At 41.0% G+C, this 15,035-nt stretch carries 20 protein-coding genes, 1 tRNA gene and 1 pseudogene; 14 read left to right on the top strand and 8 right to left on the bottom strand.

The window, feature by feature from the left end; all coding sequences use genetic code 11:
* Position 1: 1 nt before the first annotated feature.
* Positions 2–817, bottom strand: coding sequence for a hypothetical protein (locus tag ACMXYU_RS12590; RefSeq protein ID WP_415898949.1), 816 nt, complete (start codon positions 815–817; stop codon positions 2–4).
* A gap of 230 nt (positions 818–1,047) precedes the next feature.
* On the opposite strand from ACMXYU_RS12590, the gene ACMXYU_RS12585 reads away from it, so the two are divergent.
* The gene (locus tag ACMXYU_RS12585; protein WP_415898948.1) at positions 1,048–1,803 is read left to right on the top strand and encodes an EAL domain-containing protein; all 756 of its coding nucleotides are present in this window, start codon (positions 1,048–1,050) and stop codon (positions 1,801–1,803) included.
* Between the two features lie 55 nt (positions 1,804–1,858).
* Positions 1,859–2,464 carry a DUF924 family protein gene (locus ACMXYU_RS12580; protein WP_415898947.1) on the top strand — a complete coding sequence of 202 codons (606 nt, stop codon included), beginning with the start codon at positions 1,859–1,861 and terminating at the stop codon, positions 2,462–2,464.
* Between the two features lie 57 nt (positions 2,465–2,521).
* On the opposite strand, the gene ACMXYU_RS12575 is transcribed toward ACMXYU_RS12580, so the two are convergent.
* Positions 2,522–3,409: a DUF72 domain-containing protein gene (locus ACMXYU_RS12575; protein WP_415898946.1), complete on the bottom strand. Its 888-nt coding sequence runs from the start codon at positions 3,407–3,409 to the stop codon at positions 2,522–2,524.
* 93 nt (positions 3,410–3,502) lie between these two features.
* Between ACMXYU_RS12575 and ACMXYU_RS12570 the strand changes: the two genes are divergently transcribed.
* From ACMXYU_RS12570 to ACMXYU_RS12545, 6 genes are all read left to right on the top strand, one after another.
* The gene (locus ACMXYU_RS12570) at positions 3,503–4,273 is read left to right on the top strand and encodes a motility protein A (protein WP_415885474.1); all 771 of its coding nucleotides are present in this window, start codon (positions 3,503–3,505) and stop codon (positions 4,271–4,273) included.
* A gap of 13 nt (positions 4,274–4,286) precedes the next feature.
* Positions 4,287–5,084: a flagellar motor protein MotB gene (locus ACMXYU_RS12565; RefSeq protein WP_415898945.1), complete on the top strand. Its 798-nt coding sequence runs from the start codon at positions 4,287–4,289 to the stop codon at positions 5,082–5,084.
* Positions 5,081–5,467 carry a PilZ domain-containing protein gene (locus tag ACMXYU_RS12560; RefSeq protein WP_415898944.1) on the top strand — a complete coding sequence of 129 codons (387 nt, stop codon included), beginning with the start codon at positions 5,081–5,083 and terminating at the stop codon, positions 5,465–5,467. The genes ACMXYU_RS12565 and ACMXYU_RS12560 overlap by 4 nt, the downstream gene beginning before the upstream one ends.
* Positions 5,468–5,551: 84 nt before the next feature.
* A tRNA-Met gene (locus tag ACMXYU_RS12555) sits at positions 5,552–5,628 on the top strand.
* A gap of 655 nt (positions 5,629–6,283) precedes the next feature.
* Complete coding sequence (locus ACMXYU_RS12550; RefSeq protein ID WP_415898943.1) at positions 6,284–6,874, top strand: glutathione peroxidase; 591 nt, start codon at positions 6,284–6,286, stop codon at positions 6,872–6,874.
* Positions 6,867–8,195, top strand: coding sequence for an ABC1 kinase family protein (locus tag ACMXYU_RS12545; RefSeq protein WP_415898942.1), 1,329 nt, complete (start codon positions 6,867–6,869; stop codon positions 8,193–8,195). Before ACMXYU_RS12550 ends, ACMXYU_RS12545 begins: the two co-directional genes overlap by 8 nt.
* On the opposite strand, the gene ACMXYU_RS12540 is transcribed toward ACMXYU_RS12545, so the two are convergent.
* Positions 8,175–8,567: a thiol-disulfide oxidoreductase DCC family protein gene (locus tag ACMXYU_RS12540; protein ID WP_415898941.1), complete on the bottom strand. Its 393-nt coding sequence runs from the start codon at positions 8,565–8,567 to the stop codon at positions 8,175–8,177. The two genes, ACMXYU_RS12545 and ACMXYU_RS12540, sit on opposite strands and share 21 nt — an antisense overlap.
* Before the next feature lies 1 nt (position 8,568).
* Between ACMXYU_RS12540 and ACMXYU_RS12535 the strand changes: the two genes are divergently transcribed.
* The gene (locus ACMXYU_RS12535) at positions 8,569–9,396 is read left to right on the top strand and encodes an SDR family NAD(P)-dependent oxidoreductase (RefSeq protein ID WP_415898940.1); all 828 of its coding nucleotides are present in this window, start codon (positions 8,569–8,571) and stop codon (positions 9,394–9,396) included.
* Positions 9,397–9,407: 11 nt separating this feature from the next.
* On the opposite strand, the gene folM is transcribed toward ACMXYU_RS12535, so the two are convergent.
* The 4 genes from folM to ACMXYU_RS12515 form a co-directional block, all read right to left on the bottom strand.
* Entirely contained in the window at positions 9,408–10,118 is a 711-nt protein-coding gene (gene folM, locus ACMXYU_RS12530) for a dihydromonapterin reductase (RefSeq protein WP_415898939.1), read from the bottom strand.
* Positions 10,119–10,135: 17 nt separating this feature from the next.
* The gene (locus tag ACMXYU_RS12525; RefSeq protein ID WP_415898938.1) at positions 10,136–10,453 is read right to left on the bottom strand and encodes a DUF6482 family protein; all 318 of its coding nucleotides are present in this window, start codon (positions 10,451–10,453) and stop codon (positions 10,136–10,138) included.
* A gap of 13 nt (positions 10,454–10,466) precedes the next feature.
* On the bottom strand, positions 10,467–11,105 hold the full coding sequence (gene folE / locus ACMXYU_RS12520) for a GTP cyclohydrolase I FolE (RefSeq protein ID WP_415898937.1): 639 nt from the start codon (positions 11,103–11,105) through the stop codon (positions 10,467–10,469).
* 72 nt (positions 11,106–11,177) lie between these two features.
* Complete coding sequence (locus ACMXYU_RS12515; RefSeq protein ID WP_415898936.1) at positions 11,178–11,786, bottom strand: MarC family protein; 609 nt, start codon at positions 11,784–11,786, stop codon at positions 11,178–11,180.
* Between the two features lie 147 nt (positions 11,787–11,933).
* On the opposite strand from ACMXYU_RS12515, the gene ACMXYU_RS12510 reads away from it, so the two are divergent.
* The 5 genes and pseudogenes from ACMXYU_RS12510 to ACMXYU_RS12490 all read left to right on the top strand — a co-directional run bounded on the left by ACMXYU_RS12510 (position 11,934) and on the right by ACMXYU_RS12490 (position 14,753).
* Complete coding sequence (locus ACMXYU_RS12510; RefSeq protein WP_415898935.1) at positions 11,934–12,854, top strand: universal stress protein; 921 nt, start codon at positions 11,934–11,936, stop codon at positions 12,852–12,854.
* Positions 12,855–12,872: 18 nt separating this feature from the next.
* Positions 12,873–13,313 (top strand): phosphate-starvation-inducible PsiE family protein, encoded by a 441-nt coding sequence (locus tag ACMXYU_RS12505; RefSeq protein ID WP_415898934.1) that lies wholly within the window; start codon positions 12,873–12,875, stop codon positions 13,311–13,313.
* Between the two features lie 106 nt (positions 13,314–13,419).
* On the top strand, positions 13,420–13,767 hold the full coding sequence (locus tag ACMXYU_RS12500; protein WP_415898933.1) for a hypothetical protein: 348 nt from the start codon (positions 13,420–13,422) through the stop codon (positions 13,765–13,767).
* Positions 13,768–13,868: 101 nt separating this feature from the next.
* A pseudogene (locus ACMXYU_RS12495) lies at positions 13,869–14,003 on the top strand (LysR family transcriptional regulator); the annotation flags it as partial.
* Positions 14,004–14,054: 51 nt separating this feature from the next.
* Positions 14,055–14,753, top strand: a complete 699-nt coding sequence (locus ACMXYU_RS12490; RefSeq protein ID WP_415901123.1) for a LysR substrate-binding domain-containing protein — start codon at positions 14,055–14,057, stop codon at positions 14,751–14,753.
* Positions 14,754–14,792: 39 nt separating this feature from the next.
* Here the strand turns inward: ACMXYU_RS12490 and ACMXYU_RS12485 are convergent, their stop codons facing one another.
* Positions 14,793–15,026 (bottom strand): DUF2789 family protein, encoded by a 234-nt coding sequence (locus ACMXYU_RS12485; protein WP_415898932.1) that lies wholly within the window; start codon positions 15,024–15,026, stop codon positions 14,793–14,795.
* Positions 15,027–15,035 lie beyond the last annotated feature (9 nt).

Raw genomic sequence — 15,035 nt, 5'->3', positions numbered from 1 at the left:
CTTACAGGTTGATAAAGTGGTGGTAAATACCGATCAGCTCTTGCTCTGTAAATGTAACAATAACTAACTGCTGACCTGGTTTAATTAAATTGGGGTTCTCACCTAAGATTCCTTTTTGATAGTTGTAGATATAGGTTTGATCTACTTTGGCTTTTAATACTTGGCCTAAAAAGGAACTACGTTTATCACCTAAAGCTTCATCTGCGTCTTTAGGAATCTCTACTGATACTTTCTCCCCCAGTCCCGGTAAAGAAAGTCCTTCAGTAAAGGTCCGCATGAGGCCGTGTTGGATGATCCCCCATAAGCCTTCATCATCCCCCTCATTAACGGCATGAATAAAGTAGACTTTCTGTGCAGAGTTATCTGGATCATCTAATAACTCCAGCAGCTTGATCTGTTGAGTTGCGACCAAGGCTGTATCTGCGATAGTGGCGTTAGTTTTTTTATCGCTTTTACCGGTTTTAATTACGCTCAGATGACTGCTCACGGCAAAGGTTTCACCTTGGGCTTCTGCTTCTGCTTCACTGCCTTGAGAACTACCGGTTTCTGCCAGAATCTCTGCCTGCGTTGAAGTTTTTACAGGGGGAAGTTTAAGAAGTTGCTCTGCCGTTACAAAATTACTCGCTTGCTCTATTTTAATCGGGCTTTCCTGCCCCGAAGTTAGACGATCAATATGTTGGCGGGCTTCCTGTTGTGTCGAGGCAGAAGCTTGAATATCGGTCGTTTCAACTTGATCTGTCGTAGGTTCTTTCTGTGTAAACAGATATCCAGCTACGCCAATACAAACAATCACTAATACTAAAATGATACGCTGCATAATTTGATCCTAATTAGCTTTGGGTCTCCCACTAATGTAGCGGTTCGCTCGTGATAAGAAAATAGGGTAATCCCTTTGTTTGTATTCTATATATCCATCAACTTTACCAAGGTGCACGTTGTTGTTGGCGGCTATTTATTGTCAGTGAAGCTAGAGAAATTATTGAATATTTGTTATCTTTGTTAATCGAATTGATACTGATTATTGTTTAGATTTCTGGAATATATGCTTTGCTAAATTGTAGTTTGAATGTTGTCAGCGGTAGTAGCTTAGAGTTGTTGGATTTAGTTGAGCAGCAAAGATTTGGTGTGGAATATCAGCCCTTAATAGATGCACATACGGGGGATATTCTGGGGTATGAGGCGTTAGCGCGCTTTTATCATGCAGATGGACGAGCAATTCCGCCTTTAGATGTTTTTCAGGTTTTACACGACAGTCCTCTTATGTTGGCGCAAGTTGAGTTGCAATTAAAGCGTCTACAGATGCGTTATCGTCCCGAGGGTGTGGCGCTATTCTTGAATCTTGATCCACATGCCTTTTCTGTATGCACTGATGGAGATGGTTCGGGCCAAAATGCGATGGTGAATTTGCTTAAAGGTAATACTGATCTGGTTATAGAGTTGATCGAAAATACCGACGTAAATGATGCCAAAATCAGTAATGATGTGTCTGAATTGATGCGCAAGCAAGGGATTGCTATTGCACTAGATGATGTAGGTGCACCAGGCAGTATGATTGCGATGAACATCCTGAGTGAAGTGGATTATATCAAGTTTGACCGAAGTTGGTTGCGTGATGATCTGACTGAAAATATGCAGTTGTTGATTAAAAGTGTCATCGGTTTTGCACGTGTCAGTGGTAAAAAAACTGTATTGGAAGGGGTTGAGTCAGCTGAAGATTTAGCAACAGCAATCAAGCTGGGTATTGATTATGTACAAGGTTTTTTCTATCAAGAGCTCTTTATTCAAAAGCGATGTTTTGACTGATTTTTCCAAAAATAGGCTACCCTTAAAACTGTAATTTTAACTTATTGATTTTTATATGATTGAAAAGATTGATGAAGTTTTAGGTTTCTGGTTCGGTCAAATAGAAGATGGCTTTACTGTATGTGATCGTTCGGAACTATGGTGGGCAGGATCACCAGAAAATGATCGTTTGATCACTGAGTTGTTTGGGCATCAGGTTCGTCAGGCTTTACGAGGTGAACTGGATGCTTGGGCGGAAACACCACGTGGGCGATTAGCACTGATTCTATTGTTAGATCAATTTACCCGTACAATCTATCGAGGCTCTGCAGACGCTTTTGCCGGCGACAGTCAGGCTTTGCAGCTTTGCCTAAGTGGACGTACTCAAGGGCATGATCAAGCATTAGAGTTTGTCGAACGCACCTTTTTCTATATGCCATTAGAGCATGCTGAAAACCTTCAAATGCAACAGTTGTGTGTCAGTAGTTTTGAGCAGATGTTGTTAGAAGTGGCAGGTGAAAAGAAACTACAAGTAGAAAACTGGTTGGATTTTGCTTGCCAGCATCATGCGCAAATAGAGCGATTTGGCCGCTTTCCACACCGTAATGAAGTACTTGGGCGTAGCTCCACGCCAGAAGAGTTGGCTTACTTATTACAAAGCCATAGTCGCTGGGGACAATAAGGTTTAAGTAAACAAAGAACTAACGCCTTAATTACAAAGATAAATAGAAGAGTCTTTTTAGAACAGTGTGTCTTGTTGGCGATTCTGTTCTTGCCATGGTGTGAATAAACAACAGCCGGGAAGGGCTGCTTCAAGCTTCTCCACAAAGAAAGCGGCAAGTTGCGGCGCTTCGGCATTATCTGGTGTGTGGAAAAAGAAATATGGTGTTTTGCCTTGTTTCATCCAAGTGATCGCTTTACTAATCCATGGATCAAGGTAAGGGGTTCCCCATTGCCAATCTAAAGGTGTGATAAAGCGAATCATAGGGGATTGCCCAGTTGAAATAGCATGCACAGGGAGTTGAGGTTTGTGCTCTTTAGCTTTGAGGCTAACCGTATCCTCTGCAGGATGTGCAAACAGGGAACGGGTATCAAAACTAATGCGATTACAGTTTTGAGAAACCAACAGCTGGTTGAGCTGTTGCTCGGCATCTCCTTTTTGGAAAAACTCGGGATGACGAATTTCTACCGAATACTGCCAATCGGTGGGTAGTGATTTTAGGTAGTTTTCCAGATTGTTTAGAGAATCAGGCCCAAAGGCTGCAGGTAGCTGGATACAGAGTAAGCCCAGTTTCTCTTGTAGAGGAGTGAGCCGCTCGAAAAACTGCAGTGTTTCTTTTTGGCAGTGGGTGAGTTGTCTATGATGGCTTATCTCTTGAGGGAACTTAAAGCAAAAACGAAACTGCTCTGAGGACTCTTTATACCATTGTTCGACGGTACTTTGTTTAGGTAAACCGTAAAACGTTGAGTTTCCTTCTACACTACTAAAATGGCGTGCATAAGCCTGTAGTACATGAACATGGCTGCTTCGTTCTAAGCAGTTATCTTGCCATGCAGCATGTTGCCATTGGGTTAAGCCTATATAGCAACGAGGCGAAGAAATTAATGAGGTTGAAGGTATCTGCACGTTTTTTATGGGTATGTAATGTACTTTGTTTCAAGAGAGTGTAGATTGTACTCTCAGATCATTAGTAATGCGTAGTTTAAAGAGAGAGATCTAATGGATTTTGCATCACTGTTGGGAATCATTTCGGGCCTAGCGTTAATTATCTCTGCCATCGTCATGGGGGGAAGTGCAGATGTATTTGTGAATGTCCCAGGCATGATGATTGTTGCTGGCGGTACTATCGCTGCTACTTTGCTGACGGTGCAATTTAAGGATGTGCTTAACTCTTTTAAAGGTGCATTTATCGTTTTTACTCAGGATAAAACAAATCCACAGGAGATGATTGATACGATGCTAGAGTTAAGTCGTATTAGCCACCGCCATGGTTTGTTAAAGCTGGGTGATGTCGAGAGCTCGTCTCCTGTTTTGAAACGAGCATGTATGCTCTTGGCCGAGGCTGCTTCAGAACAAGTTATTCGAAATACAATTCAAAACGAAATCGACTCCCTAGTATCTCGTCATCATGCTACACAAGATGTATTTAAAAAAATGGCAGCGTACTCGCCTGCTTTTGGTATGTTGGGAACTCTTATTGGTTTAATCCAAATGCTGAGCGTTTTGGATAATCCTGAAGCGATTGGCCCTTCTATGGCTGTAGCACTATTAACAACTTTTTACGGCTCTCTATTAGCAACTATGGTCTTCCTTCCAATTGCTGGGAAGCTTAAGTCTAGAACTTTGCTTGAAGTAACTAACTTAGAAATTATACGAGAAGGGTGCATTAGCATACTAACTAATGATCATTATATGCACGTATACGAACAGCTCTCGTCCTATATTCCTGCTGCTAAGCGAAAAAAAGTTGCGATTGGCAAGAAAAAGTAGTCGGGAGATCTAAATGAACTCTAAGAAAACACTGGTAGAGGAAGAAGAGGGCGCAAGCTGGATCTACACATTTGCTGATCTGATGACATTGCTCTTGGTGTTTTTTGTGTTGTTATTTTCTCTATCGAGTGTCGAAGCTGAGCGTTTTGAAAAAACAATTAGATCGCTGAATGATGCCTTTCAGGGGGATGATGGTGCTAATAGCATTATCGATCTGCCTCATAATGCTCCAGTTAAAACTGAGATACCTGAGGAGATTGAAGAATCCCTCCCTGCGACAGACATTGCCGAGAAAGAAGCTGAAAAGCCAAATGAGAATGAAGCTGAATCCCAAAACGTCGCGATTGATTCGGAGTTGACTAAATTAACTCACGAAATTAATCAGCAATTTCAAATTGCTGCGGCTACCGATGCGGTTGAAGTCGGAACGCCTAAAGATGGTAAAGTGACCATCAAAATTAAAGGGGATGTCCTATTTCCGTCAGGTTCTGCTGAGTTTAATACAGAGATGATGACGGTTTTGGATTCAGTGGTTCTTACATTAAAGAAAAACCCTGATCTGAAGCTGAGCATTAATGGTCATACCGATAATATTCCTATCCAAACCCCACGATTCCCTTCAAACTGGGATCTGTCTGCTATACGTGCAACCAATGTGCTCCGGTATATGGTGCGGGGTGGTTTAGAGGTGGATCGAGTTACGGCAACGGGATATGGTGACTCGGTGCCAGTGTCGTCTAATGCTACTTTACGAGGGCGAGCAGAAAACCGCCGTTTAGAATTTGTGCTTGAAAAAAGGGCAGCACAGTGAAGATCGATATAGAAATAGAACTTTCTGAAGAGGAAAATCGCCGCCAAGCTTTTCGAGCTGTTTCAAGTGGTCAGGTTAAAATGACGATTGGCGAGACGACGGTTGAGCTTTTAGATATTTCTGCAACGGGCGTTGCTTTTAAGACAGATCAAACCTTTTCAGGTTATTTAGAAGATGTCGCTATCCTTTTTAAAACGCATAAAAAATACCGCTTAAAACCGCGCTTAAAGGTTTCATTCTGTGGCAAAGGTCGTTGTGGCGCTGAATTTGAAGGTTTGTCAGATAAAGCTCATATGGCTCTATCTGAGTTAGTCGTAAGTTTACAAAAAGAGCTTATACGCCGAGAACGGGCTTTGAGAGAAGCAGCTGAAGATGGCGCTTAAGTACGGCTTTCTATCTATTTGAAAATAATCTGAAAAAAGGCTTGTGGTTTAGGGTAAGCATCTATAATATACGCGCCACGTTGATGCGGGGTGGAGCAGCTTGGTAGCTCGTCGGGCTCATAACCCGAAGGTCGTTGGTTCAAATCCAGCCCCCGCTACCAAATTCAGATTAAGCCGATTTAGTTAATTCTAAGTCGGTTTTTTCGTTTCTGGGGTATGGTAATTTGAGTGGAGCAGCTTGGTAGCTCGTCGGGCTCAGCTCTTGTAACCCTAGGCGAAGGTCGTTGGTCGCAATCCAGCCCCCGCTACCAAATTCAGATTAAGCCGATTTAGTTAATTCTATGTCGGTTTTTTCGTTTCTGGGGTATGGTAATTTGAGTGGAGCCGCTTGTTAGCTCGTGGGCTCAGCTCTTGTAACCCCGGGCGAAGTTCGTTGGTACCAATCCAGCCCCCGCTACCAAATTCAGATTAAACCGATTTAGTTAATTCTAAGTCGGTTTTTTTGTTTCTGGGGTATAGTAATTGTGTGGAGCGGCTTGGTAGCTAGTCGGGCTCAGCTCTTGTAACCCCGGGCGAAGGTCGTTGGTCCCAATCCAGCTCCCGCTACCAAATTCAGGTTAAGCCGATTTAGTTAATTCTAAGTCGGCTTTTTCGTTTCTAAGCTCCCTTATTTTCAGTCGACCCAGAAAGTTTCAGTTCTCACGGCCCCTCTTGTCGTAGAGCGATACAAATATCAGATGTGGTCTTTACCCCGGTTGCATAATCCGTATGCTTATTTTGTTCGTATGCATTTGGAAAGGAATCCGGAGGAAAGCTATGAATTGGGCTGTATCTTCAATCATCATGTTTCTGTTTTGCTCGCTGCTTTTTATCAGGCCAGCCTCAGCAGAAGTTGTTGAAGCTGAACAAGGTCAGGCATGTCCCGATCTGCTTAACTACCGCTTTAAACGACTAGGTCAAGATCAATACGAAAACCTATGCGAAGCATATTCTGGAAAGCTCATACTCGTCGTTAATACCGCCAGTAAATGTGCTTTTACGCCTCAGTATGATGGTCTTGAGAAACTCTATCGAAAATATAATTCCTCGGGTTTTGTCGTACTTGGTTTTCCGTCTAATGATTTTGCCGGTCAAGAGCCTGGTACTGAAAAACAGATCCTTAATTTTTGCCGCTTAACCTACAGCGTTGAGTTTCCTATGTTTGAGAAAGTTCACGCTATTAAGGGTAAGGCTCACCCTTTTTATCAGCACTTAGCAAGTTTGGCAGATGGGCAGTACCCCGGATGGAATTTCCATAAATACCTTATCTCCCCAGAAGGCGAATTAATCGCTAATTTCAAAAGCTTCACTAGGCCTTCAGATAAAGGCTTGGTTAATCTCATTGAGGCGAATTTACCTAATGGATGAGTTGTTTGATCAAAATACAAAAGCGGTTCCTACCTCAAGGATCTCACGACTAAGTAAGTTAGGGGTTCTAGCAAGCAAAGTTGCCGGAAATATGCTGGTGGATGGTGGTAAAGAGCTTATGCAAGGCAAATCACCAGCAATAAGAGATCTCCTTATCTCCGAGAAAAACTTAAAACAGCTAGCAGATAAGCTGGCCACTATGCGTGGTGCTGCTATGAAGGCTGGGCAATTGCTTTCGATGGATGCAGGAAGTTTAGTTCCGCCTGATATGGCTGTATTGCTAGAGCGATTAAGAGCCGATGCGGTCACTATGCCAGCTGTTCAGTTATTAGATGTACTGGAAAAAAATTGGGGGGATGAGTGGCAGGATCAATTCCAGCGTTTTAGTTTTAAGCCTATTGCAGCCGCTTCGATCGGACAAGTCCATAAAGGCTTAACGCTCGATAACAGGGAGCTCGCGATAAAAATCCAATATCCTGGTGTCAGAGAGAGTATCGATAGTGATTTAGATAATGTTTTCGGACTATTACGTTTCAGCGGCTTGATTCCCAAGGACTTAGATCTAACCCCACTGGTTGATGAAGCTCGGAGACAATTAAAGCTTGAAGCGGATTATCGCCATGAAGGCCAGCAACTACGAAATTACGCTGCGAACATGGCTACTTTCTCTCGGCGAGAAGAGTTGATGTTCCCTGTATATCATGAGGATCTTTCGACCGATCAAATCCTATGTATGAGTTATATGCAGGGACAGTCCATAGATAAATTAGCTTACGCTTCTCAAGAAGAGCGGAATCGCGTGATGTCTTTGATGATGGAGTTGTTTTTTGCTGAATTTCTAGACTATCGCTGTGTGCAAACAGATCCTAATTTAGCTAATTTTCTCTATAACCTAGAGAGCAAGCAGTTAGTGCTTTTAGACTTTGGGGCCACGCGTGAGTTTGAACCTTTTTTTGTTGATAACTATCAAAAAGCATTGCACGCAGCTACTGTCGAAGATCGAACAGCATTGGCCTCAGCATTAGATAAGCTAGGTTTTTTTGCTCAGGGTAAGGAAGTAAAAAATCTCGATGTCGTTTTGGATATCTTTATTCTTGCGACTGAGCCTTTGAGGTTTAAAGGAAACTATGATTTTTCAGGTTCGCAATTGGCGGAAAAAATTAGAGATAAAGGTCTCTCGATTAGTAGCGATCCTGATGCATGGCACTCACCACCACCGGATATACTTTTCCTTCATCGAAAAATAGCTGGGTTGTATCTCATGGCGACGCGTTTTAATGCTTCAATTGATATGAATCGATTAGTTTCTCGATATTGGTGAGCATTGATCATTGCAGCGTTTTTTAAAACGCCATGCTGCGAAGCGTGTGTATATAAACTCTAATAAGGGCTCTAATTTTAGGGCCCTTATTAAACTAGCAATTCTTTTATAACGCGTAAGGTTTTCCCAAATTAAGAGGAAGCTTGCGACACCTGTGATGGTTGTACCATCTCTATTGATACTATGAAGCCTCTCCATCGCTGCGTTTAGTTCTATATTGTGATCAGATAAGCGCTCTGGATTTAAATAGATATCCACCCATTCAATAGAACTATCAGTATCTACTCGTTGGTAATGATGAATCTCTTTTTTACATAGAGGGCAACCACCGTTGAAAAATACGATCGGTTTAGCTTTTGATTCTTGCAACATAGTGTTTATTCACAACTGGTTTATTAATCTGTTACGACAGAATCCTTTGATCGGTTCAGGTGTTTACGCCGTATTAGTTTATATGAACAGTGTAAACAAAAGACTGAAAAATGTAGTGTTAATAGGCGCTACAGGTGGGATAGGATCAGCACTGATTAAGCGGCTTCTTCAAGATCCGGAAGTTGGGCATATATTTGCTTTTTCACGCTTGTCAGCAGAAAAGCCAATAGAGTTACACAACGACAAGGTAACTTATGGTTATGTCGATCTCTATTCGGAAAAGAGCATTTCTCAATTGGGCGTGCTCCTAGAAAGCATAGAGCTTGATTTGGTCTTGGTTTGTTCTGGACTTCTCCATGATGAGCAAACTCAGCCTGAAAAACGCCTCAGCCAGATTAATATGGAAAATTTCCAGAAGCTTTTCCATATTAATGCCACAGCGCCTATGTTAATTGCGCAGCAGCTTGTTCCTTTGCTTAATAAAAAGGGCAAGGCTGTATTTGCTGTGATTTCTGCACGGGTGGGAAGTATAAGCGATAACCGCTTGGGTGGTTGGTATGGTTACAGAGCCAGTAAAAGTGCTCTGAATATGCTTCTAAAAACTTTATCGATAGAAACGCAGAGAAAACTTCCTCAATCTATCACCGTTGGTTTGCATCCGGGTACAGTAAACACAGTGTTGTCCCAGCCATTTCAGAGTAAGGTTCCAGCAGAAAAGTTATTTACTCCTGAGCAATCTGCTAGCTATTTGCTAAGAGTCATAGAGACGCTACGGCCTGAACAAAGCGGGAGAGTATTTGCATGGGATGGTGCAGAGATACTCCCCTAATGCGGAATTACCTAACGGATATGCCTACCACCATCTAAAGACAGTGTTCTGCCAGTCATGTACTTGCTGTCCAGCAGATAATCTACCGCTTTAATTATCTCTTCAGTACCAGGCGCAATTTTTAAAAGAGATTTGTCCAACGCTTTGGCTTTATAGGCACTGTCGTCTTCAGGGTTAAACATAATCAAGGAAGGCGCAATAGCATTCACTTTGACCTTTGGTGCGAGCAGAGATGAAAAGGATAAGGTCATATTGCTGAGTGCCGCTTTGCTCGCAGCATAAGCGATATGTTTATCGCTACCTTTGTCGACAACATAGTCAGTAATATTAATGATGTCGGTTGTAGATTCGCAATTTTCTAGCAGGGGTTTTAGTGCCAAATTAAGTTGGTAAGGAACGCCAGCATGGATCATCATCATTTTGTTAAAGATGTCTTCAGGGGAATGCTTGCTGGTTTCAGGTAGCCAGTCTGAAGCATTGTGAATAATGCCCCTAAGGCTGGTGTAGTTACTTTTTACATGGTCGATAAGACGATTGAGGTCTTCTTGTTTATAAAAGTCACACTCAATCAGGTCGGCATCTGAGATCTCCTCTAAATTATCGTAATATGTCCTATACGTTCCAATAACAGGGATGCCGTGCTGTATAAAATGTTTGCACAATGCAAACCCGATACGTTTGCCTACGCCAGTGATAAGGATTGGTTTTGAGTTGTTTACCATCTTTTCTGGTATCCGTATTAGTGACGTGTGTCAGCAAGTTGTTTCCAAGGTAGAGAGGTTTCAAAGCTATCTGGGAAAACGATTGGAGGCTGTCCGACCATTTCGTCATAAGCGCTGTTGGGTCTGCGAAGTGTGTAGTGCTCAACATCGACAAATTGAAAGATCTCTTGTATCTCAAGGAGACTGCGACTTTTAAAGGGATCGTTGCCTTGATATAGAAGACGTTCTTGTCCTTCCGCTTCTACTGTGACTTGATAAAGCATCCAATCCAGTGAGTGAATAACAACTTTATCTATCGGCTCTAGGTCGTGTATATCTTCTATTTGCAGCTTCATAGCTAGCTCCTACCTAAGTTAGAAACTCTGCTCTTGTGCGTTCATTGGTCTTAAATATGCCGCCAAGAGCAGTGGTTTCAGTAGCTGAATTTACGTCCATTACACCTCGTGATTTAACGCAATAGTGTGTAGCGGAGATCGAAACAGCTACATTGTCTGTTTCCAATAAAGTTTGGAGTGCAATTAGGATTTGCTTCGTTAGCCGTTCCTGAACTTGAGGTCGTTGGCTGAAAAACCGAACCAATCGATTGATTTTAGATAAACCAATAATCTTTTTGTTGGGGATATAAGCAACTTTTGCGGTGCCATCAATCGTAACGAAATGATGCTCGCAAGAACTTACCAGATTGATATCGCGGACTTTGACCATCTCGTCCACATCCATTTTGTTTTCGATCATAGCTATCGCTGGAAAATTCTCATAATCGAGACCAGAGAAAATCTCATACACATACATCTTCGCTACGCGATGAGGGGTTTCTCTCAAACTATCGTCTTCTAGGTTAAGACCTAAGGTACTTGCAACTTCAGTCATAAGCCCTTTTATTCGTTCGTACTTTTCGTCTTGGGTTAGAGGGGATTCGATGGTCGGAGTCTCTAATCCTTTTTCTATAAGTTGGTCTCGGACGGCAGTGGCTTCTGCAGAAATCATGATGTTACCCCTAACTTTATTTATCAGATGTACGAAATAAAAATTGATCTAGATCAATTGAATTGTAGCGTTTTAAAGGTTGTAGAACTCTTTTATGCCAGAGAGGACGCTGGTAACCGCTACTGCGGCAAGGATAAATCCCATGATTCGGCTTATGATACTGGCGCCTGATTTACCAATTCTTTTGTCTATCCATGAGGCTGCTAATAGGAATATTAGTACATTCAAAAGTACTAACAGCATTACGAATGCAGTTTCAATTTGTTGGTAGATATTGAAGTAATTCTTATCCGTTAGCATAACTGCACCTAGCATAGCGCCGGGGCTAGCTATTGAAGGAATAGCTAAAGGGAAAATAGCCGTTTCTGTATGCTGCTTAGTCAGATTAATCTCAGATTCTGGTTTGCCCTCTCCAAAGATCATCGTTAAAGCAAATAAGAATAAAACAATTCCACCTGACACTTGAAAAGCAGGTAGGGGTATCTCGAGTAGGGACAGAATTACTTCTCCTGCAATCACAAAAAATACAAGGACAAAAGCTGCTGTGACAGTGGCTTTTATTGCTGTTAGTCGTTTGGTTATTTGATCGTATTGTCTCGTAGCGGCAATAAAAACTGGAACAGTACCAATCGGATCAATAACAGCAAAAAAGAAAATATATGTTGATATTAAATCCTGCAACGTAGCCTCCCATAGGTCTAATCAAAACCAATATAGGTTTTATAGGAAAACGTACCTATCGATTATTTAGGAAACTTATTTCTATTTAAACGAATGCTTTTTTAGTAAGTCTGCATATCATGGATAGGAATTGGTTGGAGGTAACTTATGAAACTAAATAAAATTTTGTATGTAGTTAATAAAGAACTTCTAGTTATCGATGATCCATCTTTTCATGTGGCAATAAATTTACATAAAAAGAATGAATGCTTTTTAGAGGTTTTATTTGTCATTAACGAGAGGAATCTGCCTGGTTATGGGGTATTTAGTGAAGAAAAGTTTAACGCTATTAAAAAAGACATTATAGAAAATCAAAAGTACCTCCTTAAAAACCAGCTCGAAAAATATTTCGGCAGAGGTTTTTCAGCAAAGATTCGATGTGGAATCGAATTTATCGAGATTATCAAAGAGAGTGTTGAAGGTGACTATGATCTGGTTATCAAATATCAGGACATGCGCCATAAAGATTTGCGAAGCCTAGACTTGCATTTGATGAGGAAGATGGAAAAGCCTCTATGGGTCATCAGGCATACCTCGCCTTCTAAATATCCATGCGTTTTCGCTGCTATAGACTTAAGTCAAGAAGCTACAGAAGAGGGACAAGCATCAAATAAAAAAATTATTGATGCATCTAAATCAATAGCAGCTGAAATAGGTGCTGGCTTAAGAGTTTTATCTTGTTGGAATGTGAGTGGCGAAGAATATTTTAAGAACAATCCGTTTTTTGATGTTAAGGGGGTCGACTACTCAGAAATTTTAGAGCTCGAAGAAACGCGGTACAACGGCATCATCAAAGAGTTTCTTAGGAAACATGAGCTTTCAGATTACATGTTGATTAGAGGTGAGCCAGTCAAATCGATATGTAACTACATTAGCTTAGAGCGACCGGAGCTGTTAGTGATGGGGACCTTTTCTAGATCCGGTATTAAGGGCTACTTAATAGGTAACACTGCTGAAGATATCCTGCTTTCAATAGATAGTTCAGTTCTTGTTGTGAAGCCTGAAGAGTTTAGCTCCCCTGTCATTTGATTATCAGGAGTGTCGATTATGAAAGAGTATACCGATGATAAATTGATCACAAAGCTCTACTCAGCGGTTAGATTTAGCGTAAGGGTTATGTCTGTACTTATGGTTTTTGTAATCCTGATGGGGGTGGTCGATGTCGCATGGACAATCTATGAAAAGATTAATACACCGCCAATTTATATTCTAACTATCTCTGATATGTTGGCTACGTTTGGCGCATTCATGGCAGTGCTGATTGCTATCGAAATTCTTATCAATATCACTATTTATCTTCGTGATGATGTGATTCATGTAAAAATCGTAATGGCAACTGCTTTGATGGCTATAGCAAGGAAGGTCATTGTGTTGGACTTCGAAACCATAACGCCACCTTACATTTATGGCCTAGCAGCCGTGGCATTAAGTATGGCTATTGGTTACTGGTTAATCCATAAAATACCAACAAAATTACATGAAGAATAATGATAGAAATCCATTCGAAAAAAGCTGAATTAAATATCAGATATTTCTGTTTTATGGGACGGTTTTATCAGCCATATTGATGGGCAACAGACAGAGAGGTGGAAGCATGAAAACAATTCAAAAACTGACAATGACAACTGATAGCAAGCTGCAAACCTTAACTTTGGTTAAAGGATATAGAATTGTGCGAGTGGAGTATTTGGTTACAGAGAAGCGCATTTGCTTGTGGGTAGAAGTACCTGTAAAGGCCGATATTCCCTCTGATAGGAAAGAGTTTGTAGTGAAAAAATCCTATGAAACTGTTCCTGATGAGTATGAATATGTAAGTACTGCTATTGATCTATTAGCGCCTCAGTCTTATCACATCTATGAAGTATGTTCGGTGAGCCACTCAACTCAGGTGAGTAATCTGGAGCCTAAAGAGTTCAGCACTGACTCCAATTGGGCTGCCTAGATCTATTCAGCCTCGATTTCAAAGTTGACAAAACTTCTTTGTTATATACCCTACTAAATTAGTAGGGTATTTCTTTAAAGGGAAACAAAGGGGTTATCGATATGAAAATGCTTAATCTCAAGCACCTCTATTATTTCTGGCTAACGGCTAGAGAGGGCTCCATAACGCAGGCATGTGAAATTATCGATCTAGCTCCTCAAACCTTAAGTTCTCAGATAGCCACACTAGAAGAAAACGTCAACCATATGCTCTTCAAACGAGAGGGGCGTAATCTAGTTCTAACGCCAATGGGTAAAGAGGTATTTGCTTACGCTAACAAAATTTTCGACATCACTGCTCAGCTGGAAGATGTGCTACAGCAAACACCCGACAACCGTTCTATCGACTTTTCTGTAGGGATTGCTGCTACGGTGCATAAGATCCTTGCTTGGAAGGTTATTAGGCCTTCTCAGGATATAACGACTAAAACTCATTTAGTGTGTAAAACCGCTAATGCTTCAGACCTTCTATTACAGTTAAAACAGAAGAAAATTGATGTGCTCATTACCGATTATCTACCTCATCAATGTGACAGAGAAGGGATTAAAGCTCACAAGGTTCTATCTACATCGATGTCTTTTTTCTATAAAAAAGAGGGGGCTTCTCAGTTAAGAGAAGGTTTTCCTGAAAGTTTAAACGGTTTTCCTTTCTTAAGTTATGGTCGTAATACGCCTTACTTAGAAAAGCTAAAAGATTGGTTTAAAGAAAATAAAATTCAGCAAAATATTAAAGCTGAAATTGATGACAGTGCATTACTAAAAGTACTGGGCCAGTCAGGCGAAGGTTTTTTTTCAGCTCCAACATATATTGCAGAAGAAATCTGTGAGCAATATGGATTAGAGGTTATAGGAACAACTGAAACAATTACTGAAGATCTTTTTGCGCTTTATAGAGATGGAAGTTTAATAAACCCGGCGTTAGAAGCGATATTAAATTATCAAAAGTAGTGATTGTTTTAAGGCGCAGTCCCTTGCTTTTGGGGGAAGTTAATTCCTTAAAATTATATCGAGTTGATCTATAGCTTCCGACCACTGGCTATCAGAATATATTTTATTACGAAGGAATATAGATTGTGACTTATTCCAACAGGGAGCGTCTGCTAAATGAGTTTCTATTGAATCGATCTTATTTTTTTCGATAAAGTTTTCAATATAGTTTGGATCATCATTAAGACCTAGTTTCTTAAATAGATTTTCTATTTCTCTACTGTGGTAGTTCATGATTCTCTC

Source organism: Neptuniibacter sp. QD48_11 (genome assembly GCF_047778095.1).
GTDB lineage: Bacteria > Pseudomonadota > Gammaproteobacteria > Pseudomonadales > Balneatricaceae > Neptuniibacter.
This window is presented reverse-complemented; position numbering and strand designations above follow the sequence as displayed.

Coding starts and splice junctions, on each gene's coding strand:
- folM (WP_415898939.1), bottom strand. CDS start 10,118: ATGGTAAACAACTCAAAACCAATCCTTATCACTGGCGTAGGCAAACGT.
- ACMXYU_RS12565 (WP_415898945.1), top strand. CDS start 4,287: ATGAACTCTAAGAAAACACTGGTAGAGGAAGAAGAGGGCGCAAGCTGG.
- ACMXYU_RS12485 (WP_415898932.1), bottom strand. CDS start 15,026: ATGAACTACCACAGTAGAGAAATAGAAAATCTATTTAAGAAACTAGGT.
- folE (WP_415898937.1), bottom strand. CDS start 11,105: ATGATTTCTGCAGAAGCCACTGCCGTCCGAGACCAACTTATAGAAAAA.
- ACMXYU_RS12540 (WP_415898941.1), bottom strand. CDS start 8,567: ATGTTGCAAGAATCAAAAGCTAAACCGATCGTATTTTTCAACGGTGGT.
- ACMXYU_RS12505 (WP_415898934.1), top strand. CDS start 12,873: ATGAAAGAGTATACCGATGATAAATTGATCACAAAGCTCTACTCAGCG.
- ACMXYU_RS12580 (WP_415898947.1), top strand. CDS start 1,859: ATGATTGAAAAGATTGATGAAGTTTTAGGTTTCTGGTTCGGTCAAATA.
- ACMXYU_RS12545 (WP_415898942.1), top strand. CDS start 6,867: ATGGATGAGTTGTTTGATCAAAATACAAAAGCGGTTCCTACCTCAAGG.
- ACMXYU_RS12510 (WP_415898935.1), top strand. CDS start 11,934: ATGAAACTAAATAAAATTTTGTATGTAGTTAATAAAGAACTTCTAGTT.
- ACMXYU_RS12525 (WP_415898938.1), bottom strand. CDS start 10,453: ATGAAGCTGCAAATAGAAGATATACACGACCTAGAGCCGATAGATAAA.
- ACMXYU_RS12490 (WP_415901123.1), top strand. CDS start 14,055: ATGGGTAAAGAGGTATTTGCTTACGCTAACAAAATTTTCGACATCACT.
- ACMXYU_RS12550 (WP_415898943.1), top strand. CDS start 6,284: ATGAATTGGGCTGTATCTTCAATCATCATGTTTCTGTTTTGCTCGCTG.
- ACMXYU_RS12570 (WP_415885474.1), top strand. CDS start 3,503: ATGGATTTTGCATCACTGTTGGGAATCATTTCGGGCCTAGCGTTAATT.
- ACMXYU_RS12500 (WP_415898933.1), top strand. CDS start 13,420: ATGAAAACAATTCAAAAACTGACAATGACAACTGATAGCAAGCTGCAA.
- ACMXYU_RS12590 (WP_415898949.1), bottom strand. CDS start 817: ATGCAGCGTATCATTTTAGTATTAGTGATTGTTTGTATTGGCGTAGCT.